At 38.9% G+C, this 24,821-nt stretch carries 15 protein-coding genes; 4 read left to right on the forward strand and 11 right to left on the reverse strand.

Translation table 11 applies throughout. The annotated features are described in order from the left end of the window. Positions 1 to 204: 204 nt before the first annotated feature. From BT_RS01255 to BT_RS01290, 8 genes are all read right to left on the reverse strand, one after another. Positions 205 to 2,067: a YgiQ family radical SAM protein gene (locus BT_RS01255; protein ID WP_011107187.1), complete on the reverse strand. Its 1,863-nt coding sequence runs from the start codon at positions 2,065 to 2,067 to the stop codon at positions 205 to 207. 84 nt (positions 2,068 to 2,151) lie between these two features. Further along, positions 2,152 to 2,376: a sulfurtransferase TusA family protein gene (locus BT_RS01260; protein ID WP_008760553.1), complete on the reverse strand. Its 225-nt coding sequence runs from the start codon at positions 2,374 to 2,376 to the stop codon at positions 2,152 to 2,154. Beyond that, positions 2,376 to 2,693, reverse strand: a complete 318-nt coding sequence (locus BT_RS01265; RefSeq protein ID WP_008760554.1) for a hypothetical protein — start codon at positions 2,691 to 2,693, stop codon at positions 2,376 to 2,378. Before BT_RS01265 ends, BT_RS01260 begins: the two co-directional genes overlap by 1 nt. A gap of 124 nt (positions 2,694 to 2,817) precedes the next feature. After that, positions 2,818 to 5,730 (reverse strand): xanthan lyase, encoded by a 2,913-nt coding sequence (locus BT_RS01270; protein ID WP_008766196.1) that lies wholly within the window; start codon positions 5,728 to 5,730, stop codon positions 2,818 to 2,820. A 228-nt stretch (positions 5,731 to 5,958) separates the two neighbouring features. After that, positions 5,959 to 7,950: a glucosamine-6-phosphate deaminase gene (locus tag BT_RS01275; protein ID WP_008766195.1), complete on the reverse strand. Its 1,992-nt coding sequence runs from the start codon at positions 7,948 to 7,950 to the stop codon at positions 5,959 to 5,961. A gap of 139 nt (positions 7,951 to 8,089) precedes the next feature. Further along, the gene (locus BT_RS01280) at positions 8,090 to 8,875 is read right to left on the reverse strand and encodes an amidohydrolase (RefSeq protein WP_008766194.1); all 786 of its coding nucleotides are present in this window, start codon (positions 8,873 to 8,875) and stop codon (positions 8,090 to 8,092) included. Between the two features lie 122 nt (positions 8,876 to 8,997). Next, complete coding sequence (locus tag BT_RS01285; RefSeq protein WP_008766193.1) at positions 8,998 to 9,552, reverse strand: 1-acyl-sn-glycerol-3-phosphate acyltransferase; 555 nt, start codon at positions 9,550 to 9,552, stop codon at positions 8,998 to 9,000. Positions 9,553 to 9,560: 8 nt separating this feature from the next. Continuing rightward, on the reverse strand, positions 9,561 to 9,830 hold the full coding sequence (locus BT_RS01290) for a hypothetical protein (RefSeq protein ID WP_008766192.1): 270 nt from the start codon (positions 9,828 to 9,830) through the stop codon (positions 9,561 to 9,563). Positions 9,831 to 10,187: 357 nt separating this feature from the next. On the opposite strand from BT_RS01290, the gene BT_RS24500 reads away from it, so the two are divergent. Continuing rightward, positions 10,188 to 10,823: a hypothetical protein gene (locus tag BT_RS24500; protein ID WP_011107188.1), complete on the forward strand. Its 636-nt coding sequence runs from the start codon at positions 10,188 to 10,190 to the stop codon at positions 10,821 to 10,823. Next, positions 10,820 to 12,331, forward strand: a complete 1,512-nt coding sequence (locus BT_RS01295; protein ID WP_225011857.1) for a six-hairpin glycosidase — start codon at positions 10,820 to 10,822, stop codon at positions 12,329 to 12,331. The genes BT_RS24500 and BT_RS01295 overlap by 4 nt, the downstream gene beginning before the upstream one ends. A 125-nt stretch (positions 12,332 to 12,456) precedes the next feature. Here BT_RS01295 and BT_RS01300 read toward each other — a convergent pair whose 3' ends face one another. From BT_RS01300 to BT_RS01310, 3 genes are read right to left on the reverse strand one after another with little or no spacing between them, the layout of a single operon-like run. After that, positions 12,457 to 14,205 carry a family 43 glycosylhydrolase gene (locus BT_RS01300; RefSeq protein WP_008766191.1) on the reverse strand — a complete coding sequence of 583 codons (1,749 nt, stop codon included), beginning with the start codon at positions 14,203 to 14,205 and terminating at the stop codon, positions 12,457 to 12,459. A 41-nt stretch (positions 14,206 to 14,246) separates the two neighbouring features. After that, positions 14,247 to 15,728 (reverse strand): family 43 glycosylhydrolase, encoded by a 1,482-nt coding sequence (locus tag BT_RS01305; RefSeq protein WP_008766190.1) that lies wholly within the window; start codon positions 15,726 to 15,728, stop codon positions 14,247 to 14,249. A 12-nt stretch (positions 15,729 to 15,740) separates the two neighbouring features. Then, complete coding sequence (locus tag BT_RS01310; protein WP_008766189.1) at positions 15,741 to 17,201, reverse strand: hypothetical protein; 1,461 nt, start codon at positions 17,199 to 17,201, stop codon at positions 15,741 to 15,743. A gap of 348 nt (positions 17,202 to 17,549) precedes the next feature. Between BT_RS01310 and BT_RS01315 the strand changes: the two genes are divergently transcribed. Both BT_RS01315 and BT_RS01320 read left to right on the forward strand, forming a co-directional pair. Next, positions 17,550 to 21,596: a hybrid sensor histidine kinase/response regulator transcription factor gene (locus tag BT_RS01315; protein WP_172461657.1), complete on the forward strand. Its 4,047-nt coding sequence runs from the start codon at positions 17,550 to 17,552 to the stop codon at positions 21,594 to 21,596. Between the two features lie 274 nt (positions 21,597 to 21,870). Further along, positions 21,871 to 24,804: a SusC/RagA family TonB-linked outer membrane protein gene (locus tag BT_RS01320; RefSeq protein ID WP_008766187.1), complete on the forward strand. Its 2,934-nt coding sequence runs from the start codon at positions 21,871 to 21,873 to the stop codon at positions 24,802 to 24,804. The last annotated feature ends 17 nt before the right edge of the window (positions 24,805 to 24,821 follow it).

Raw genomic sequence — 24,821 nt, forward strand, 5'->3', positions numbered from 1 at the left:
AATGAGAGGAATTAATTAAACAAAATGGGGTGAAATCCTTGTGGACTTCACCCCATTCTTATTCCTTACAATGTACTCTCATACATGTAAATTATATCTTTATGTCTTTATATTTGTACATTTCATGCTTTTGATTCCAGATTTGTTTCTACAAATATACGAAATTTAAAAGGCAAAGTCAATAGGGAAGCCATCTTAATGGTTTCATTTGTTTCTCTTTCCGTATAACTTGTCTATCAGATCCTGTCGGCCGATACGTCTTAACTCATTCAGAATATTCTTTCGTTCTTCCGGCTTATACCAGAAGAAGAATTGTCGTTGTGCCAGTTTCTCCCGTTGTGTTTTGGCACTGAATACAGGTTCCAGTGTATAGGGATGAAATCCGCTGTACCATGCTTCGGTGGCTACAGTCATCGGAGTAGGGGTAAAGTCCTGCACTTGCTCCAGATGAAAGTCCAGCCGCTTGGTGATAACAGCCAGTTCCGCCATGTCTTCTTCCTTGCAGCCGGGGTGCGAAGAGATAAAGTACGGTATAAGTTGCTGACGTAGATTCTCTTCCCGGTTGATACGGTCGAATATTTTTTTGAAAGTTTCAAACTGTTCGAATGAAGGTTTGCGCATGATGGATAACACCCGGTCGCTGGTATGCTCTGGAGCTACTTTCAATCGTCCGCTCACATGATTGACAATCAACTCGCGTGTGTATTCAGCCGTGCTGCGATTGGTGGCGGCGTCTTTACTCTGATGGAGCAATAAGTCGTAGCGCACTCCACTGCCGATAAATGATTTTTTTATGCCGGGGATGGCATCTACCGCTTTATATATATCCAATAACGGGCAGTGGTCTGAATTAAGATTCGGGCACACTTTGGGATGAATACATGACGGGCGTTTGCACTTTTTGCATATTGCTTCATCTTTACCCTTCATCTGATACATATTGGCGGAAGGGCCTCCAAGGTCACTTAAATACCCTTTGAAGTCGGGCAACTGCATCACCTCCTTTACTTCATTCAAGATAGACTTCTTGCTGCGGCTGACGATAAACTTCCCCTGATGTGCGGAAATGGTGCAGAATGCACAACCGCCGAAGCATCCCCGATGGATGTTGACGGAGAACTTTATCATATCATATGCGGGAATCCGCTTTCCTTTGTATTTAGGATGGGGAAGGCGGGTATAGGGCAGATCGTACGAATGGTCAAGCTCTTCCTGGCTCATCGGAGGATAAGGAGGATTGACAACGACCACTTTATTATCTACCTCTTGTGTGATACGGGAAGCCGCATATTTATTGGATTCTTCTTCGATGTGCCGGAAATTGCTGGCCTGTTTCTTTTTGTCAGCCAGACACTCTTCATGTGAGTAAAGCTGAATATCGTCTGCGGCAGGAGTCCACTCTGTCGCACGGCAGAGATAGGCTGTCTGAGGGATAGTTCCCGCTATTTTCTTGAGTTCACCGGCTGTCAATGAAGCATCCTCCGCAGGAAGCAGTTCCTTCATTTTCCGGGTTAGTTCTACAATCGGCTTTTCTCCCATACCATAGATCAGCAAGTCTGCGCCACTATCGCATAAGATACTTTTCTGAACTTTATCCTGCCAGTAATCATAATGACTCAGACGGCGCAAACTCGCTTCAATACTTCCTAATATAACAGGAACGTCCGGATAGAGTCTTTTTAGAATCTGACTGTATACGATGGAAGGATACTCCGGACGCATATCCGGACGGCCGTCCGGAGTGTACGCATCCTCACTGCGCAGACGCTTGTTGGCAGTGTATTTGTTAACCATCGAGTCCATACTTCCGGCAGAGATGCCGAAGAATAATCGGGGACGACCCAGCTTTCTGAAGTCACGCAGGTCATCACGCCAGTTGGGCTGGGGGATGATCGCAACTTTCAAACCTTCCGCTTCGAGGATACGTCCGATGACGGCAGCGCCAAATGAGGGATGGTCTACGTAAGCATCACCGCTGAAAAGAATGACATCCAGTTCATCCCATCCGCGGAGTTCCACTTCTTTCTTGGTGGTAGGTAACCAATCGGTCAATCGATATTCTTTCATGCCGCAAAGATACGGATAATAAAAAACATCCCAATGATTTTTTTATTCATTGGGATGTTTAACTTCAATCATTAAGATGTTTTTTTAAAACTTCTCATTGATTGTAAATTGCAATGTCATTTGCTCTCCGTCATAGATTTCACGAAAACCGATGCTTTGCTCGGAAAGATATTCCTTTAAGTCTTGGAAAGCATCTGCATGATTCATGATAATTTCGAGCGTTTCACCGAAAGGAGCCTCGCATATAGCTTTGATTGCAGGAATCAAAGGACTGTAAGCTGTTGTTCCGCAGGTATCTACCGTAATCATTATTCTTCCTCCTCTTCCGCATCCTGAGTGGAAAGCCAGGTGAGATAGAGCTTGATGAGTTGTTGCAGGCCGAATGCTTTCATGTTATTGTGATAAATAACATCTATGCAAAGATCCAGCAATTCTTTACTGTCCTCTTCCTGACTGGCAATCAGGGAACGAATATTTAGTTTCAGTTTATCCAGTACGGGTTCGTCTACAATTCCGGTACTATCGATGAGATGGCGGAATAAGGCATATTTCTCGATTGTTTTCAGATTTTCGCTGGACACCTCTATGCTGCGTGTACCGCTGGGGTTTGCTTGTATAGTATACATCGTTTTTTAGTTTTAAGGGTTATTACTAGGAGCAAAGATAGAATTTAAAATGAAAAACGAATTAAAAAAGCCCGGATATTTTTATCCGGGCTTTCAGAAAATAAATCTTATATCCGTGAGTACTTTATTTCTGAGTAAAGAAACCTAGTATCCCGGCCATAATGCTGGCGCGATCTGTTTCCGACTGAATGCTTTCGAAAGGAAAGCCGAGTACGAAGGTGCGATAGTCTGCTCCTTTGTAAGCAATGCCTGCCGACTGATTGCCACGTGCATAAGTAAATACTGGAAATGCGGGAGCTACCGGAACGATGCAGTCCGGTGCCGTAACAGCATAACTGGTCTCATTGGGCAGGCGGGGGATCGTGATGCTGCGTCCTAATCCATTGATTTGACCGGAACTTTTGTCTGTCAGACTGTTCTGATAACCGTATTTCAAAACTTTCTCTGTAAACTCCCGGTTCCCTTGTGTTCCGCTCATGTCACTTCCCACATACGCACCGCTGACGAACAAATGACCTCCTGACTGGCAATAGCTTGTAATCAGTCTTTGCATCGGTGAAGAGAATGTTTTGTAATATGCTTTGGCTATCGGGTCTTCCTTTTCAAGTCCGAGTATATAGTCTACGATCGGGTAATCTTCTAAAGTGACGATTCCATTCTCTACCGCTTCGTCGCTGCACGAGACAAAGCTGTATTTCCCTGCTGCCTGAATGGCTTTCCCATGAATGAAAGGATAATCAAACGTATTTCCTGCTATCTCCATGCCTTCCAGCTCTCTGCCGCTATGTCCCAGGCTGCCTTCTCCTTCTTTTCCAGCTTGTGAACGGTTGAATCCGCTTTGTGCCCCGCAAAAAGAGATATTGGATAAATAAGGCACTCCCGGATCCTGTTCCAGATCAAATCCGGCTTTGTCCGGTGTGTTAATGACAGCCGGACCGCTGATTCTGTCGAATCCATTGATAATCAAGATTCTCTCTCGTTCACGTTTTGCCTTATAAGCCGAAAGGATTTCAGAAGGAAAACTTTCTCCTCCCCGGTTTACGGCTGTCACTTTGAACGAATAGACAAGTCCCGGTTCTACTTTGACACTGTAATAGGGTTTGCTGACCAGAGTTCCGTTGTCGAATCCTCCGTATCCGATGCGTGTATATACCATATATTCCCGTGGACGGGCTGTCGGTTCCAGCGGATCGTCTTCCCCTTTCCAGGTAAGTTCCAGTGTGTTTTTCTTTTTTCCGAAATGGATAGCGAAGTTGCTGACCGGAAGAGGTTGCACTACATAGTCTTTGCCATGCTGACTGTTTATAAATTGCAGGATACCTTTGTAGATAGCACGTCCTACGGTAAACTTGAAATTCGGATTATGACCAAGCTGCATATCTGCAAAGTTCTGATGAGAGAGCAATTCGATAATCGTGGAAGGAGTAGCAGGAAGTCGTGTTTCACTGTAATTCCGGTTCCACATACTGCGGCGTGTCCATGGTAGATTGTAGTTCGTACGAATATCTTTCTGAATTTGAGTCAGCAGGATATCCGCAAGATCACGTGAAGCATATCTGTCCATTCCCGAATTTAGTTTGCCATTATTGAAATCGGTGGTATAGATGCCGAGCGAACCGATGATTTCATCGTCTTTACTGCATCCAGCGTCACTATGAAGTGCCATAGTCATTTCCAGAGGTACACCTAAACCCGTTTGTCCCGGATTATAGACAGAGCCTCCCGACAGATAGTTGATTGTATTGGAACGTGTATTGATATCGTCTGTATAATCGTTTTCTCCTTTACGCCCGGCATATACATCGTATGGCATACCGGCCCACTGGGATGAATATCGTGCTCCTTCCAGATAACGGGGGAGTCCGCTTATTTTTCCTCCGCGTGAGATATTACCCATTCCTCCTCCGAAGCGTACGGCATCTGCACACACTACGCCATGCTCGCTACTTTCATTACTCAGTACAACCATGCCGTAGTCATTATTTCCTTTGTCAAACTCAAAAGTTCCGAGATATACCCAAGTACCGCCGCCTATTTTTTGATTGACCTTAAATTCCGTGACACCCCCATTATGAAAGACGAGGTATTTGGCATCGCTCACGCTATTGGGTAGTGTCTGATATGAAACATAGACCGCATATTTTCCGGTTGCCGGCAGGGTAGGTACCCATTCGGCAAAAGCCTGATCCTTATTCTTCTTTTTTTTCTTTTCTGTTTGAATATACCGGCTGGTACCGTCAGTGAAAGGGTTTTCCCCATCTTTGTAAATGGCTTTTTTCTGGGCGAATCCTTTCACGGAAGTAGTCGTCCAGCGTGCTTTCTTACTGCCTACTTCCAAATAAAGGGAAGCATTCGGAGTATCGTTGTCAACAATGATTTCATTCTTTTGTGTGTCCCGTTCGCGAGGAGTATACACAATGGCACCGGCATTTTCCAACATCGGAATGACGTATGGAAGAATGAAGGATTGAGTGAACATATCTTCTGTGGTGCAGAATAATCGGGGGCGCTGCCATCCCCATTCGCCTTTGTCATTCTTATAATAATTACCGTGACTTTGCCAGAGGGCAATATGCCGGTCCTGCAATCCTCGGGATATCTCATTGGGGCGGGAAGTGTTTTTCACCCATGGAGCACCTTTGTATTCGGTGTTCAGCGCCATTCGTTCTTTATCCTTTTTCTTGCTTCTGTACAAGTTGGGAACTAATTCTTCAATGGGCTTTCCATCTGCATAAATGGTGATCTGATAATAGTTTACCGGACCGGGGAGCAGTTCTTTCATCTGATTGTAGATGGTTTCTACCGTTTCCGGCAGAAAGGGCTGGTAGGCGAAGCTTTCCGAAGCATAAATCTGAATGGTTCTGCGGTCATAATCAATATCGAAACTGTTCAGTTTCGGTGTACTGATTTTAGCTGTCGCTGTGTATTTGGCAAAGTAATCCGTTAACCGCTCTTTTATATTTCTCTCAATGTCCTGAGCGAAGAGAAGACTGGTGCCCATTGTCAGGCACAGAAGAAAGACTATTATTTTTTTCATCGTTCCACTCTTTAGGTTGCATCCTATGATTATCTATGTCCGCCACTTTCCCCTTGATGGCATTTCCCCTTTTGGAAGGAGAATACGAAATGAATCTCGCGTTCATGTAAGTCCATTGTATTCTGTGGCAAAATCTCCTGCAAAAATAAACAAAAAAAGAGTGGGAAGTATCGAACTGCCCACTCTTCTTTGATTGTTTTATATTCTATTAATTAAGAATTTTCTTTCTTATAGAGGAATGTATTCTACAAATGCCTCCATTGCCTCATACGATGCCAGTCCTAACTGATCATACAACGTTGCTGTGCCACGGTTACGGTCTTCGCTACGTTGCCAGAACAGACGTTCGTCATTACCTAAGAACGGAGCGCTTTCCATCTGCGACTGATGCTTCAGGATAGAATTACGTTTTGCACGAAGCTCTTCCGGACTGATAGGCACAGCCATTTCGATGTTCTCAATTTCCCATTCAGCCCACGCACCACGATACATCCAGATACGACAGTCTTTCAACCATTTGGCTCCTTCTTCTTTTTCAAGATCGACAGCAGCGAATACGGCATCCGTACATACACGGTGTGTACCGTGTGGGTCAGCCAAATCACCGGCTACGAAAATCTGATGAGGCTTTATTTCACGAAGCAGGTTACGTACGATCTCTACGTCAGCCTCGCTAATCGGATTTTTCTGAATCTTACCGGTTTCATAGAACGGCAAGTCAAGGAAATGTACCCGATCTAGCGGAATATTATTGTATGAAGAAGCGGTACGGGCTTCACCACGACGAATCAAACCTTTGATAGTCAGAATGTCACGGCTGTCCATATCACCGTCTTTCTTTTCTTTCAGGAATTTGCGTATTTCTGCATATTTCTCGCTGATTACCAAGTCTTCGCTGTTATTGAAAATCTGATTGAATCCGTTAATGAAATGCATGAAACGAACCACTTCCTCATCACCTACGGCAATGTTACCGGAAGTTTCGTAAGCTACGTGTACCTCATGCTTCTGTTCTACCAGGCGGCGGAGGGTTCCACCCATGGAGATAACGTCGTCATCCGGATGCGGAGAGAAGATAACCACACGTTTCGGATACGGTTTGGCACGTTCCGGACGATAAGTATCGTCAGCATTAGGTTTGCCACCCGGCCATCCGGTGATGGTATGCTGCAAGTCGTTGAAAATCTTGATATTTACATTGTAAGCAGAACCAAACAATGCCAGAAGTTCGCTCAGACCGTTTTCGTTGTAGTCCTTGTTGGTCAGCTTCAGAATCGGTTTGCCTGTCAACTGGCACAGCCATACGATAGCGCTGCGGATCAGTTTATCATTCCACTCGCAGGATGTTACCAGCCACGGACGTTGAATGCGTGTTAAGTTCATGGAAGCCGAAAGGTCGATCGCTACATGAGCATTGTTGTGAGTTTGCAGATAAGATGCAGGAATTGTGTCACTAATCGGACCTTCCACACATTCTTTGATCATTGCTGCCTTATTTTCCCCCCATGCCAGCAAATATACCTTTTTAGCGCCAAGAATGGTAGATACTCCCATTGTGATAGAACTGATCGGAGTATTTTCTATTGTTCCGAAAATCTTGGATGCTTCGTTGCGCGATGCATTGTCCAATAAGATCAGACGTGTGGTAGAGTTCAGACGTGAACCCGGTTCGTTGAATGCGATATTACCTACACGACCGATACCCAGCAGGGCAATGTCAATACCTCCGAAACTTTCGATGCGCTGTTCGTACAGACGGCAATATTCAAAGATGGTATCTTTGGCGATGGTTCCATCGGGAGTGAATATATTCTGTTTGTCAATATCGACATGATCCAGCAACATTTCTTTTAAAGCATTGAAGTTGCTGTTGATAGCATCGGCTGTCAACGGATAGTATTCATACATATTAAATACGATCACGTTACGGAAGCTCAGTCCTTCTTCCTTATGCATGCGGATCAGTTCCGAATAGACATGGCTGGGTGAGTTACCTCCGGGGAGTGCTAGTACGCAAAAGCGTCCTGCTTTCTGTTTTTCGCGGATGGTTTGTGCTATTTCGCAAGCAATGTAGTTAGCCCCTTCTTCTACAGACTCATAAATGTCTGTAGGTATTTTCTCGAGTCTTGTCAAGACTGATTTTTCAAATGCATTCTCCGGTCTGTAGTATCTGGGGGAGACCCTGTGGAGAGTGATTTGAGAACTAAGATTTGTTTTCATAAAGTTGTTAATTAAGTTATGTAAGATTAGAGTCCTTACGACTGTATTTTCACGACAAAGATACAAAAGAAGTCTATATAATTAACTACTAACTTCTAGGTATTGTTGCACCTTCAAATCGTTTTTAACATTTGTTTCATCACGAATGGCGGAGTTGGAATTCGTCTGCATCTTTCCATACCGGAAACTTTTCTCTGAACTGATGAAGTGCGGTCAGATGAAGCGTAGCGGTTGCTATGCCCTCCGTTTCGTCGGGCACGGAAGCCGCTTCTTCTCCGAGCGCTGAATAGATTTTGCTTCCTCCGTTGTATTTCAGCCGATATCCGTCTATACCTACTCTGTTAACCCCGCACACGTAACACTGATTTTCAAGGGCACGGGCACGAAGCAGCGTATCCCATGCCAGGCGGCGGGGGATAGGCCAGTTTGCTACATATATTAATAGGTCATATTGATTGGCTACGTTCCGGCTCCACACCGGAAAACGAAGATCGTAGCATACAAGCAGACAGATATTCCAGCCACGGTAAGGGATAATCAGACGTTCATCGCCTGCCGAGAAATGTTCTGCCTCACGTCCCATGCGAAACAGATGGCGTTTATCATAATAGAATTCTTCTCCTTCCGGTGTCAGAAAGAAGGCGCGATTGTAATATCGTCCGTTGTCTACAGTGATATAACTCCCGCAGATGGCCACTTGAAACAAAGAAGCCCATTGTTTCAGTGTTGTAATCGTTTCGCCGGAATTTGCTTCCGCCAGCATATCACTTTGCATGCTGAATCCTGTAGAAAACATCTCCGGTAAAACAACAATCTCCGTTGTTCCACAGAGACTTTGCAGCTTCTCGTGGAGCAAACGGAGATTTTCTTGTTTGTTTTCCCAAACGATATCGGTTTGTACTATGGAAATACGAATCGAATCCATGATGCCTGTTTTAAGTAATAGGGAATAAGTAATAGGTAATAAGTAATAGGTAATATACCATGCGGAGCAGCATTTCAGCAGCTACGATTAATACTTAATACCTATTACTTATTACTTTATTCTTAAAGTTCTCCAAGTGCAAAATTCTCAGGATGTTTTCCTTTGAAATCCTTGAAGTACAGTTTGATTTCCCGCATATCTTTATTAAGATCTCCCGTCGGCATAATTGCTTTAGTGGACGTTATGGTCTTTGTACTGTAGTCAATACCGATCAGAACGATAGGCACTTGAGCCTTGAGAGCGATGTAATAAAACCCTTTTTTCCAGTTCGGGTTCGCCTTGCGGGTTCCTTCGGGTGTGATAGCCAGATGAAACTTTTTGCATTCAGCAAAATGATGAACCATCTGGTCGACCAACGAAGTTTTCCGACTACGGTCTACGGGAATTCCGCCTACAGCTTTAAAAATAATTCCTAACGGAAAAAAGAACCAGTCTTTTTTCATCATGAAACTTGTTTTACGGCCTAATGCTCCATAAAACAGTTTTCCAATAAATAAATCAAGGTTCGTTGTGTGTGGTGCGGCACATATCACGCATTTATCATAATTAGGTACCGTAACGTTTGTCTTCCACCCTAACAGGCGGTAATAGATAAAGCTATAAATTGCTTTCTTCATTCTGATCTTTAATTCAATTTCCCGATGGCCTCAATAATCTCGTTAACTTTTGCATTGAAATCTACTCGGAATTTCTTATAAAAGCCTTTCACATTGCCCGGCTCTGTATGGCTGATGCGGCTGACAAATTCATCCTGCATTCTTAAAACTTCAGCCATCAGTTCATCAGCTTTAGCCTTGTCAGTACCAGGGATAAACATACTATTGATTAAGCACTCGGTGAATAATTCTCCTGCGATATAGTTTACGTTCTTTTTAAGTTCTCTTCTACTTGCCATAATATTTACATTTAATGGTGAATAATAAAAATTACTTGGGGTAAAGATAGGGACTTTCTTTGATTCTAGCGAATAAATGGATTGAATTTTTTCTTTTTACTATTTGCTCTCTAAGTGTATCCTGCTTGGATATACAATTGATTAATCAACCGGATTTTGAAATATTGAATTAAAATTGAACAGATTTGAATGAAATTTAGTCAAACGGGGAATTGCCTCGACAAGGATGAGGTATTTTATTTATTACTGTTCCCTTTTGAATGATTATAGTACTTTTTCCCTTTTGAAAAGAATTATCTTTGAATAATTACTTGGAAATAAGATTTTTAATAGCTATAATTAATTAAATGAAAAACAATGGATTTAGATTTATCTAAAAGAAGTAAGCCCTGTTTTAAGAAAAATAGGATGATGTCAATGGGAAAAGTAAAGAATCCTTTTTTAAAGCTTTGTGGTATTGGGTTGTTGACAGTAATATGTATTTCTGTTAAAGCCCAAAAAGTAAACTTTACAGTGAATTCGAAAACTGGAGCCATACAATCAATGAATATTGATAATGATAAACAGAATATGAATTGGCTGATAGCAACAGATGGTAGCCAATATCCTTGGATAAAGGAGAATTATGGTTGGGGACTTGGCTATTTCACTGAGGTGAGAAGAAATCAGAAAAACAAGTTGTTTTGGAATCTTCCTGCCAGTATAAAGCAGGATGGGAGAGAAGTTACTTATCGAGTTGGAGATATATGTATCCTTGTAGAAAGGAGTATGAGAGGAGAAGATTTAATAGAAGAGTATACTTTCCAAAATGATGGAACAGAGGAAATACTTTTATCGGATATAGGCATCTATACTCCATTCAATGATAACTATCCAGGGGCACAAACTTGTATAAATATGCGGGCTAATGCTCATATATGGGAGGGTGATAATGCAGCTTATGTAAACGCGATACGTATGGGGGATATGCTCCACATTTGGGACTGGTTTTGAGGGAAGGCGAAATTAAAAGTTATGAAATATCAGAGCGTGATAGAAATAAGGGTAACTCTCATACAAGGGGAATTATTTCTTTGAATCTTCCGGATATGAAATTGATGCCGGGTGATGAACAAGTATTTTCGTGGTATATCTTTTCGCATAAAGGTGAAGATGATTTTCGTCAAAAGTTATTGGAAAGAGAGAGTGTTTGGGTATCTTGCAACAAGTATGTATTTGAGAAAGGAGAAACTGCCCTTGTGAAAATATCAGGTGGGCAGATGGTAAAAGGCTGTATGCTTAAAAAGAATGATGTCACTATTCCTATGAAAAAACAAGGAACAGCATGGTATGCTGAAGTAGTAATGGATCAGTTAGGAGAAGTGCGTTTTGATATACTATATGGCACAGGGAAAAAAACTCATGCAAATTGTTTGGTGATTAGTAGTGTGGATGATTTGATTAAAAAACGAGTAGAGTTTATAGTTGCAAATCAACAGATGAAAAGTTCGAATACGCGTAGAGATGCTTATATGGTTTATGATAATGAAAAGAATGAAATATATCTGAATAATACGCATAACTGTAATCCGGTTGACAGGGATGAAGGTGCTGAAAGAGTCGGTATGGGGGTACTTTTAGCAAAGTATTATCAATTGCATCCTGTTGCTGAAGTAAAGGCATCTTTATTGCGATATGCAAGTTTTTTGCGTAATAGATTGCAAGATGCTGACTATAAGACTTTCTCTTCAGTCGATCAGAAGGGACGTAACAGGGCGTACAATTATGTATGGGTAGCGGATTTTTATTTCCAGATGTATAAAATAACCAATGACAAACAATATGCTAAACATGGTTATATGACTTTGCGGTCTATGTTCAAACAGTTCGGACATGGTTTTTATGCCATAGGTATACCGGTTCGCTTAGGACTGCAAACTTTAAAAAATGCTGATATGCAAAGAGAATATCAAGAGTTGGAGAATGATTATATTGCGGTTGGTGATACTTTTTTGAAAAATGGTTTGAATTATCCGGCTAGTGAAGTAAACTACGAACAAGCCATTGTAGCTCCATCAGTCATGTTCTTGCTTCAACTTTATATGGAAACCGGAAGGCAGAAATATTTGGATGGGGCAAAGATTCAAATGCCTGTATTGGAAGCTTTCAATGGCAAACAACCCAGTTATCATTTGAATGAAATAGCTGTTCGTCATTGGGATGGTTATTGGTTTGGTAAGCGGGAAATGTGGGGAGATACTTTTCCACACTATTGGAGTACATTGTCAGGAGCTGCTTTTTATCTTTATTCGCAATGTACGGGAGATCATTCATATAAAGAGCGTGCAGAGAATATTGTGAGAAATAATCTGTGTTTATTCTTTGAAGATGGAAAAGCTTCTTGCGCCTATATTTATCCAAATAAGGTTAACGGAGTAAAGGGCGGATTCTACGATCCATATGCAAATGATCAGGATTGGGCTTTAGTTTATTATTTGCTTGTACAAAATGGTATATATTAACGAATAATGGAATCGTTAAATACAGAAAGCTTAATAGGGTAACTTTTTGTGATCGATGCAAAATGAAAAGCCAGTCAACATTTAAATAGTTAACTGGCTTTTTCTAATACACTTTGCTTTCTTATTTATTGTGGTTTTCCGTAAGCAGCAAATTCATAAATGCCATCTGCCCACATTGCAGAATTGTTTTTATGTACATTGACAACACCGTATACGCGGAGCCGTAAATATCTGTAGAGCGACGGATCTTCAATATTCAGAATTAGAAATCCTACCTGCCAGTTTAATTTGCCGTCTACGAGCATTTTATAACTTTTTCCATCCCGGCTTCCTTCAATGGTATATTTGTAGGCAGCCTCGGAACCGTTAACCAATCTTGTCGAAAGATTAATCTCAGAAATCACGGCTTCTTTCTGCATATCTATGGTAAACATATAAGGAGAACCTGTAGCAGCATTTGAACTTTTCTGGAAATAAGTAGAAGATTCAGTACAAGCTCCATCCGTGATACAATCAGCTTTAATTCCTCTCGCTCCTGGGACAGCGGCTGTCACCGGTACATTTAATGTCAGGTTTTTACCGTTCTGAACAGGGATAATACCATATTTGTCACTAAATTCCAGGTATCTGTAATAATCCATCGAAGCATATCCTTTGTTAAATGCGGCTATTGAAATTCTCGGGAAATTGCCAGCCGGAGTTTTATATTTTCGTTGCGCTCCCCAGTGGTAACTCCATACTCCGCAGGTTTTTCCAACTGTACTGATTCTGTTAAACTGTGCATCAAAAGTAGAATTATTGCCAATTTCTCTCATAGGTGTCCATTCGCCTCCTAAATCAGCGGCAGATGTATACATGGTTTGACTCGGATACCATCCGGAAGCCTTTGAACTGAAGAAATAATATTCTCCGTCTTTTTTGATGATTGCAGGAGTTTCCCGATGTAGTCCTTTACATATTGTATTAACTAATAAAACAGGCTTAGTCCATGAAGGGTCTAGCTTATAGATGTTTATATCTCTGTTCATATTTGTAGCTGAAAGGAGATAAGCTGTACCGTCATCATCAATGAAAAGAGATTGATCTCTAGAGTCATAGCCCAATGGTCGTTCCATAGTGCCTACTTCGAGCTCGCCTTTGGGAGTTATTTGTGCCAGATAGATTTTAGCTGCAACATATCCACTTTGATCTTCATAATGTGCTGAAAGTACTACCTTACCGGTTTTTGCGTTATATCGGAAAGCAATACCCTCAAATTTTACATTTGGGTAAAAAGCCAGTTCACGGGAAGTACTCCAACTACCATTGAGCCCTGTCGGAGAAAAGCTTTCTGTAGCTAGCCATCCTTTGAGTGTTTGTCCATCTACTTCCTTTTCAACGTTTTCCATTTTATAAGAGAAATAAAGCTCCCCAATTTTCATACCCTGAGGTTTTTGGGCAGATTCTTTGGTGATATATTTTCCGTTTAGATTATCATAAACTTTAGTTTCGCCGTTAGGGGTGAAGGTTGTTGCTTGTTGAGAAGCGGACGTGGCTATTTTCTTCCCCTCTTTAAATGCTTCTACATGGTAGGTAAAAGTTTTATCTGCTTTCAGATTATAATCATCGTATGTATTTCCTTTAGCTTCTCCAATACAATTTCCATCCCGGTAGATTCTATAAAGGTCAGCGTCCTCTCGTTGCATCCAATTCAGTTTTACATTGTTGACAGCTTTTTCACCGACAAGTTTGAATACAGTGGCAGTGGCTGCCCAGATATCTGTTGTTATAACTTCTTTCGATTGAGTTGCGAAAGCTGGTTGCAAAGACAGACTACATAGATATATAAATATGAATAAAAAACTATTTTTTGCCTGTTGGCTTTTTATGTTCATAATGTAACAAATTTAATTTATCAGAATTACATATGAGAAATTTATTGGGCTTTCATCTGTTTTAGATTATTAGCCTTGTAGGCATCAGAGAATATATCTGCTTCCTTATATTTATATTTATTGGAATCGAAATATACTGCAAAATCTTGCATTAACTTCTTGGATAGTTCAGTAAGATATAAATTACTTCCGGCAAATGTATTTGAACCGGAAACTGTAACATACTTCTTATCTTTCAGATTTTGTATCTGATAATAACCATCTTCCTGTAGGTTGAACACCCAGCATTGAGCATCATCTTTCTTCTCGGGATTCAGGCGTAAAGTTCCGAACAGTGATTCCAAAAACTTTCCGGTTTTGGTATCTTTTATTTTATATACGTTGGGTATATTAGTCTTTATAAACTCCAGACTTAGATTGATGTCATCATCATCATCCGCTATACTGAAACCATTGGCAGGTTTAGACACTAAACGATCAGAGGTCTTTTCTAATAATGAGTATATATTACCGGGTATGATTTCTGCAGCTCTTTTATAGCGATACATACTATTAAACACGGTTAAATCCCATTGATCATACCATTTTACGACAGGATAGCCTGAGCGCATACTAATGGGCAACCACACATGATGAGACTTTCCTACATCCTTAGAGTTCCAACGGTCACCCATGTATATATAAGCTTTTTCTTTACCCTCCACTTTAAATACATAACAGCTTTGTGAGTTGTAAGTAACTTGTTTGAGTTTATCTACAGCAAAATTGTTCCCTGTTGTCCAGTTCCCCAGTATATCAGTACTGTAGGCACTTCTCCCGGGATTGGGTTCCCAGCCTGTGCAACCGGAAAACAATCCAAAATACATATCCCCAACCTTAAAAATAGCGGGTGCCTCATATTTAAGTCCCTTTAAAATTTTAGTTTCTGTTGGAGTCGGCTCCAGATAATCGTCTCTAAGTAATGCAATATTCATGTTGGTATTCATATCCGTAGAACAGAAATGATATGCTTTTCCGTCTGTATCTACGAATAACGTCTGATCACGGGACTCGTTTTTATTAGGGCGAAATGTTTTGTAAAGTACATAAGGCCCCATTATTTTATCGCTTGTTGCTACACAAACACGTGCAGCTCCATATCCATCTCCACTTTCCCAATGGCTCCACATTACCCATTTCTTAGTTTGGGGATTATAAATTACTTTGGGACGTTCGAACAAACGTCCCTGCGATATATCATTCATGTCTTCTCTGGCTTCACCTGTCGTTTTCATCGACAACCCCAGCCGTTTCCAGTTGTATAAGTCTTTAGATTGATAACAACTTACCCCATTTGATTTAAAACCTGTACGATCTTCTCCAAACCAATAATAAGTTCCTTTTTCGTAAACGACACATCCACCGTGTGCGTTAATTTGCTCCCCATCTATGTCATTCCACAAAACACCCGGACTGATCTGGGTGTTTTGTGAAAAAATAGAGGTGAATGAGAACATAAAGCAGATAAATAGAGTTATTCTCATGTTTTCGTTATTTTAGTCTTCAATATTAATAGTTATTTCGGGCTGTGCAGGGGCATAGGCTCCAGATTCGTCAATTGTGAAATATTCCACATCAGCAGTATTATCTATAAAACCGAATTTGGGCGAGTATGTACGTGATGTGCCGGTCAGTTTAGCGTTGTCTACACGGACAGCTCCGATATCATTTCCCCATCCTCCACGTCCTACTGTAAAGGATACGCGAATTTGGTTACATTCGGCAGAAGTAGTATAGTCCATTGAATAAGTTTCCCAGTTGTCACTGGCAATTTCTGTTATGACTTTTTTTTCAGGGTCTTGCACTTCTTCTATAATCATTTTACCGGTGAGTTTTCCTTCTTTTTTTGCTATTCCTCCTTTTAATAGAGCAGATAGTGTGTAATTTTCATTCGGTACAACATCTACCACTTGCATTAGGATACCATCACTCCAGCCAGCTGCCCATTTATAGGGTCTAATTTCAAAAACATGATTGTCCAGGTCCTGATTATTATCAATTTCTTCAGGAAGAATTTGTTGTTCTGAATTCCAACGGTCGCTAATAACAACATCCCATCCTTCCACTCTACTAACTAACTTCGTTTCTGGATTTATATCAAATTCTCCTTCGAAGTTTGGGTTCTTTAAAAGATTTTCTACTGGTTTGCCAACTTTCTCTGCAAAGTTTGGCTGGGGAGCGTAGTCTATAATTCTAACGGAATCTACAGGAATTCCATCTCTGTAAATGAAGGCACGGTTATCTGGTGTTATGGCAAAACGATAAATATGTGCTTGTCCATCATTATTATAGAACTTACCTTTTCCTCCTGCTTTTCCATTTGTTGCAGGATTGGTAATTTCTTTTTTGTAGGCATTGAATAATCCGATTTCATTAGAGGTAATATATGCTTTGAATCCATAACCTTTTTCGTTTACAAAATAAGGATAAAAGCTTTTCTCCGAGTCATCTGTTTTTATTTTGAATTCGATAGTATATCCTTTTGAATTTGGAGTGAATGCTTTGGTAAATTCCTTATCATTTCCTTTCTTGTAAGCAGGAGATGCTGCAATGTCTTTCACAGGAAGAGCGGTTCCATATCCTTTTACTTTTAAATATGAACGGACGTCTCCACTTCGCAGAATAATTTTCCCTTCAGTCAGTCTTTTAGTACTGTTTAAGGTCACTTTCACTTTTTGTTTTCCAGAGTTGGCTGCTATAACAGTCGGAGTTACGGTGAAACCGTTTGGAGCTGTAATTGTTATTTCTTTGCCGAGTAAAGCCTCGGAATTGACAATGAAGGATGATGATGCGTTTGTACCATTAATCGTTAGTAATGGTAGATGTTCCTCTGTTGAGGTTTGTAAGGCTTCATTTTCTTTTTTATCATCTTTGGGTTGAACTGCATAAGTAGCTGTTGTGCTAATTGTCAGCAATGTCAATGATAAAAACATAATCTTCACATATTTTTTTTTCATGATACAGAAATGTTTTATAAATTAATTATTTATGATTGAACTAATAATCTGTGTTTATTTCTTGCTTACTGAATAGTATAACCAAAATTGATTCGAAATATCAATAGCTTGTTTCCTGTTTGCAAAATTGCTGAATCATATTTATATATAGGTGCTGGAATGATTCAAATACGTATAATTTTAAGTTATCTGATTATAGTGGGATAAAAATCATTCAGAAAGGTTTAAAAATAGACCACATATGTTTGTGGTAGTTTTAAATTAATATATTTTAAGTGATTTATGAATAGTGATAGCTATCTTTATTTTAATATTGCACAAGAAATACGTCTTTATATTAATTCTACTATGAAACATCAACTGAAATTTTATATAGTACTGTTTTTTATTCAATTATTTCCGTGTGCCTTTGCGCAACAAATGTCGGTATCTACGCTTCCGTTAAATAATTATTTGCCTTCAAGTACTGTTTTGCGGGTTCATTGTGACCGGGAAGGCTTTTTGTGGTTAGGAACTAAAGACGGTTTGTGTCGGTATGATGGCTATCGATTACTTGTTTTCCGTTCTGGATTGAAATCACCGGATCTTTTGACGAATAATGAAATTACTTGTATTGCGGAAAATAAAAATGGATATCTATTTATAGGAACTAAAAAAGGTATTAATATACTGGATAAACGAACTTATCAGATAATACCAGTTACACACAATGATTTGAAGGATCAAGAGATTCGAACAATGATAGTGGATAGTGATGGATGGGTATGGGTTGGAACATTAACTTCTGTTTTTCGTTGTTCTGCCGATTTCTCATATTGCAAAAGATATGATTCTACTTTGCCTGTTACTAGTGTGAATTCTATTTATGAAGATGCAGATAAGAATATTTGGGTAACTTTATGGGAAAGGGGATTACATCGATATAATTCAAAAACAGATTCATTTATTGCTATGCCTCAGATTGGAGATTTAAATAATCCATTTAAAGTTTTTCAAGATAATAAGAAGCAACATTGGATTTTAACATGGGAAAGCGGAATCTTTTTACTTTATCCAGAGGAGAAAGATGATTTGATGTATAGTCATGTAGATATAAAAAGTAATGAACATTGGGATAAGAATGGTTGTTTTAGCATAACTCAGGATGATAAGTATGGTTATATATGGATTGTATCTACACAGGGACTTTATGCACTTCAAAAACGTCCTGGAAATATAATTAATACTGTTGATATATCTCATATTTCTTCTAAGTTAAATAATATTTTTAGTGAAATAGTAAAAGATAAGTCAGGTAACTTATGGATTGCTGCTTTTAATGAAGGAGTATCAATGATTGATTTAAATAAACCATTAGTGCAGAATTACTCTTTTCCTGTTATTCGGGAAAAGACGGGGTTTGTTACAAATATAAAGAATATATATGAAGATAAAGAAGGAGATTTATGGATAGATCAGAATCGTTGGGGAATAGGAATTTATAATCCAGATTCTAATAAACTTCTCTTTTATACAGATATCCCTTCTCTAAAAAACATTGCTAATCTGAAAAATGTAAGCTGCATTACCTCTGTTCCATTGCTTAATGAGATTTGGCTGGGTTCTGAGTATTATCCGGAAATTTACAAGGTGAAGAAGGATAAAAAAGGAGTAGAGCTATTGGGAACTTTGAAATTAACAGATTACGTAGATAATTCAGGATTTCCGCGTTTATTTTATACTGATAGTAATCATAATCTTTGGGTGGGAACAACTAAAGGTATTTTGGTTAAACCGGCAAAGGAAAAGATACTTCAAGACACTAAATTTCCATTTGTAGATATAATAGGAATTAGAGAAGGTAAAGATGGTTCATTATGGATTAGTACAAGAAAGCAAGGTGTGTATAATGCTAAAATATCCTCTGATCTGACATTAGAAGAAAAGAATTTAAGAAATTTGAAAACTCATGCAGAAGGAGTAATAAGTGATAATATTGGAGCAATCTGTGTGGATGATAATGGTTTGGTGTGGATGGGGAGTCAGGATGGAGATGTGTTCACTTATGACCCTCAAACAAATAAAGTGGAAAACTTATCCGATATGTTTGATATGCTTGAAGAAGGTATTTTTAATATTATAACAGATCAGTTGGGACATATTTGGATTTCTACCAATAAGCGGGTAATTGAATACGACCCTAAAAATGGTGGTATCATGGACTACTCGACAATGACTGATGTGATGGTAAATTCTTTTATGCCTAATTCTTATTATAAAACTCGTTCTGGGAAAATACTGTATGGAGGAAATAAAGGAATCTCAGTATTTACTCCTTATGATCATTTGTCTGATAATCCTCGTAGAATTAGAACGATGGTGTCAGATGTCAAGATAGATGGTGTTTCTAGTCTTTTGGAGAAAAACAACCAACGTTTTAATTTAAGAAGTCAGATCATTTCTTTAAATGCAGGAGATAAAAATATTGAGATAGATTTTTCTTCTTTAAATTATGCGTTTCCTGACAAAATTAAATATGCATATAAAATGGATGGAGTTGATGATGATTGGGTGTATGTCAGAGGCGATCGTCAATTTGCATTTTACAATCAATTACCTAAAGGTAAACGTACTTTTTATCTAAAGACAACTGATGTAAATGGTTTATGGAGCAATTATATAGCAGAAGTTCAGGTGTTTAAACAGCCAGCTTTCTATGAAACATTGTGGGCTTATTTATTTTATATTGTGTTTACACTTTTATGTCTGTATCTTTTCTATCACAGGATGAAGCGTCGTATTCAGTTGCGGCATGAACTGAGAATAGCTCAGATAGATAAAGAGAAGTCAGAAGAATTGGTGCAAACTAAATTACGTTATTTCACAAATATATCACACGATTTATTAACTCCCTTAACTATTATTACTTGTTTGATCGATGATGCGGAAATGACGAATGGTAGTCGGATTTCGCAGTTAACTATGATTCGTTCTAATGTGAATAAATTACGTAGACTATTACAGCAAATTTTAGATTTCCGTAAGGTGGAAAGTGGGAACATGAAATTATCTGTATCAAAAAGTGATGTCATATCATTTATAGATGATGTTTGTAAGATACACTTTACTCCATTGATGAGAAAGAAAAATCAAACCTTTACATTTTTGACTGAAGATAGACATTTGATGGCTTATTTTGATAGAGATAAACTAGATAAGATAGTATCTAATTTATTATCTAATGCTTACAAATATACAGCTAATGGTGGAAATATAAAATTAATAGTAGATTCATATTGGGAGTCTGAAAATCATCATTTGCGAATACAGGTCGTTGATACCGGAGAAGGTATTGCTCCTGCTGATTTGGAGAATGTTTTCAAAAGATTTTATACAATAAATAAAGGAGATGAAAGTGAATCTAATGGGATCGGGTTATCCTTAACAAAGGATTTAGTGGAGTTACATCATGGCACTATTAATGTTGAAAGTGAATTAGGTAAGGGAAGTACTTTTACTGTAGATCTTCCCATTAATAAAGATAGCTATCAAGAAGATGAATTAATATCAGAACATATTTCGGCAAATGGCATAAATACGGATCTTATTTTAGAGAAAGAAGCATTGGCTGATTCACAGGTTGGTGAAGATACGCAGATAGCTGACGTTCATTTGTTATTGGTGGAGGATAATGAAGAATTGTTGTTTTTGATGGAGAAAATTCTATCCAAGCATTATCATGTGCTTATTGCAAAAGATGGATTAGAAGCTCTGAACGTTATAAAAGATAATGAAATAGATATTATTATAAGTGATGTGATGATGCCTGAAATGGATGGTTTAGAGTTTTGTCGCGCTTTAAAGTCAAATTTGGAAACCAGTCACATTCCTATCATATTATTAACAGCTAAAAATACCGTGGAAGATCGCATTGAATGTTATAATGCGGGAGCGGATGGGTATATATCCAAGCCATTTGAATTAAAAATATTAGAGGCTCGTATTAATAATTTTATAATGCATAAGAAAAACAAACAGGAAGAGTTTCGTTCTAATGTAGAAGTCAATATTGATTCTTTAGAACCTTCTTCTATTGATAAAGAGTTTTTGGATAAAGTGATTTCTGTTATAAATTCAAATATGTCGGAAGGAGATTTTGATGTGGTTCAGTTAGCGGACGCATTAGCTGTGTCTAAGTCTTCTCTTTATAGGAAAATGAAATTAGCAACAGGACTGTCACCCATTGAGTTTATTCGAAATATAAGATTAAAACATGGAAGTCAATTATTGAAGGATAAATCAATATCCGTAGCAGAGGTAGCTTATGAATGCGGATTTTCTAATCCTAAATATTTTGCAACCTGTTTTAAAGAAGAATTTGGCGTAACTCCAAAGGAATATCAAAAATCTTGTTAGGATAAAAATAATATGAACTTAAAATACACAAGTACGCGTCTTAATGGAAGATGCGTACTTTTCCATATATCAATGATCTATCCCATTTGAATGATTCCTGAACTTATATTGAACGATTTTTAGACCTGTTATAGTTAATAGCGATTATGGTCCAATTTTGGAAGTTTTTGAATGATTAGAGAACTTCTTTCTACTGGATAACTCGCACTTTTGTGACGCATTTGATGCACAACTAATACTTATTTGGTCTAAATAACTTTATAAATCTAATAGTATGGTGATAATTTTACCTAATTTCTTTTTGCAAAAGCCTGTTTGTCGTTTGCTGGCAGTCGTGGGCTTTTTAGGATTTAGTGGAGCGATAGCGTCTCAATCAAGTTCGCCCGCGAATATTGATTCTGTGAAGACCTATATGAAAAAAAACTCTTTTGAGAAGAATGTAGGATCTCGTTTCGTTACTAATCGTAGTATAGACTCCTTTGGGGTGAGTGATACTGTTGATATCAAAATGTTGCAGCGCTCTCAATTTTTATCTATTCAGCAATTACTGAAAGGGAATGTGCCCGGTGTATATGTACAGGAAAATAATGGAGAGCCTGGTACCATTCAAAGCATGCTGGTTCGTGGCTTATCTTCACCTGTCTTTTCTAATAAAGATGTGTCCAGTGTTCAGCCGACAGTTTATTTGAATGGCGTTCCATTGATGCTGGAAAATAGCTATGTGTACGATATCAAACAGTTTGATATTAATCCGATAGGAGCTGCTGCCAACATGCTGGCGGGATTGGATATATCTTCCATAGAGTCAATCGAAATTATCAAAGATCCGCTTCAGCTTGCCAAATTAGGTCCTTTAGCTGCTAATGGTGCCATCTGGATAACAACCAAAGACGGTTATTATGGCGGTGAAAACGTTTCTATCGGGGTTTCGGCAGGAATGGCCTTTGCTCCGTCTTCAGTTCGTATGACGAATGGATCATACGAAAAAGCATTCCGTCAACGTTTCTATGATACGTATTCTCTTACACCGGGTAAACAACCCTATTATCTTATGGATACAAGAGATGTACGTTATTTTGGTAAACCGGACTGGGCAGACGATTATTATCAGTCATCACTCTTATATAATGTAAATGCTTCTATCGGTGGTGGTTCAAAGAAAGCGAATTATGTATTTACACTCGCAACGACAAAAGATGCGGGAGCAGCGGACAATACCTCTTATACGAAATATAATATTGGTTTTGCCTTGAATATGGTTCCTTTGGATGGCTTGAATGTTAGTACAATTATTAATGCCGCTAAGATAGACCGTGTCAGGAATCGGAATTTTAGAGACAGGTTTGCTGAGATGGAGTACATGGTTGATTTTTCAACTCCGCTTGCACCTGCCGGCAATTTGTATAATGACTTTTTAATATCCAATGATTTGACTAAAGATGATAATTATAACAATTTACTGAATGGATTGTTGGCTTTGAGCTATACTAAGCAAAGATTCAATGCTACAGCCAGCATCAAACTTGATTATACAACAAATGTTCGTCGCGCTTTTTGGCCTATGGCTTTGTTGGAGTCCGTCAACTTTGTCTCTAACTATTCAGGATACAATCAACGGATTATAGGTGAAACTTCAGCGAGCTATTTGTTGCCTTTAGCTGATATTCATAAGTTGAATGTTCAGTGGAATGGCTCTATAACCAGCGATTTGTATCACTATAATTATACTCGTGCCTATGATGGTGATGATGATATGAAGCCGACAACAAGTACCGGGAACTTCAAGCAGTATCGTTATGTTGATCGTTTGGAGAATAGATGGGTATCGACTTCAATAGCTTTAGATTATAAGTATAAGAATTTGCTTAATGTGGGATTATTGGCAAGATACGACGGAAATTCCGCTATCCAGTCGGATCACAGATGGATGTTTACACCCGCTGCCTCTGCTGAATGGAATTTAAAGAATCATTTTTTTACAGGTAGTACTGCATTGTCTGGATTGTCTTTGCGTGCATCTTATGCACGAATAGCCAAATCATTCCAGTCCGATAGATATGAATTAGGTCCTCAATACTTGGCTACAAGTATCACATGGAGTGGCGAACCGTTACTTTCCTCAGCTAATGGATTTGCAACAATCACTCGTCCGTATGCATCGGGTTGGGTTGGTTATGATTTAAAGCTTCCCTATTCTGATAAAATGGAGCTTGCTTTGAAAGGTTCTTTTTTCGACAATCGCATTATTGCGGAAATAAGTCTGTATAAGAATTATGAAAAGAATTTATTGACATATTTGCCTGTCACTCAAGAAATGGGATATGAGTATAAACTGGCCAGTGGAATGGATATCAGTAATCAGGGATTGGAATTAAATCTTTCGGCATCCATTTTGAAGAACACTCCGTTGAAGTGGGATTTGTCTTTCAATGCAAGTTATAATAAGAACAAACTAGAGAAACTTCCCGAAAACCAGAAGACAACTGTGATAGGCGACCATAAACTACAAGTAGGACAGTCAGTTGATGCCTTTTGGGTGTATCAAAATAAAGGCATTTATACAAACGACTCAGAAGTTCCTGTTATGAATGGGAAACCACTGAACATAAATGGAGTTCCTTTTAAAGCAGGAGATCCTGTTTGGACAGACGTTGACGGAAATAATCAGATTAACGACAATGACCGTGTGCTGACCGGACATGCCATTCCACCCTATACAGGAGGATTGACTAACCAGTTTGCTTATAAAGGATTCGATTTCAGCTTCAATCTCTTCTTTGCTTTGGGGCATAGTGCTTTAAATCTGCGCGATCAGCAACGTTACGACTTTGCGACTTTGGATAATATTCAGTCCTTGCAGTCTGTTAAAGAGATTTTCTTTTGGCAAAACACTAATCAGCGTGACGATTATCCTATATACAATCCGCAAAGCAGTGTTCATCCTTACCGTGCAGAACAGGATTTGTTCCTTGAAAAGCTGTCATACCTGAAACTGAGAAATATAACTGTTGGTTACACACTTCCTATAAAGAAAGTTGGTAGTAATATACCTAAAAGTTTGTATTTCTATCTGACAGGATCTAATCTGTTATCTTTCAGTAATTTTTCAGCAGGTGATCCGGAATTAGTTAACTTCAATGGTACCTATGACGGGTATTCGCTTCCCATTCCTCGTTCCATTTCTTTGGGACTGAGATTTAAGTTCTAAAAATATCGGAGATGATA

The sequence above is a fragment of the Bacteroides thetaiotaomicron VPI-5482 genome (assembly GCF_000011065.1).
Classification (GTDB): Bacteria; Bacteroidota; Bacteroidia; order Bacteroidales; family Bacteroidaceae; genus Bacteroides; species Bacteroides thetaiotaomicron.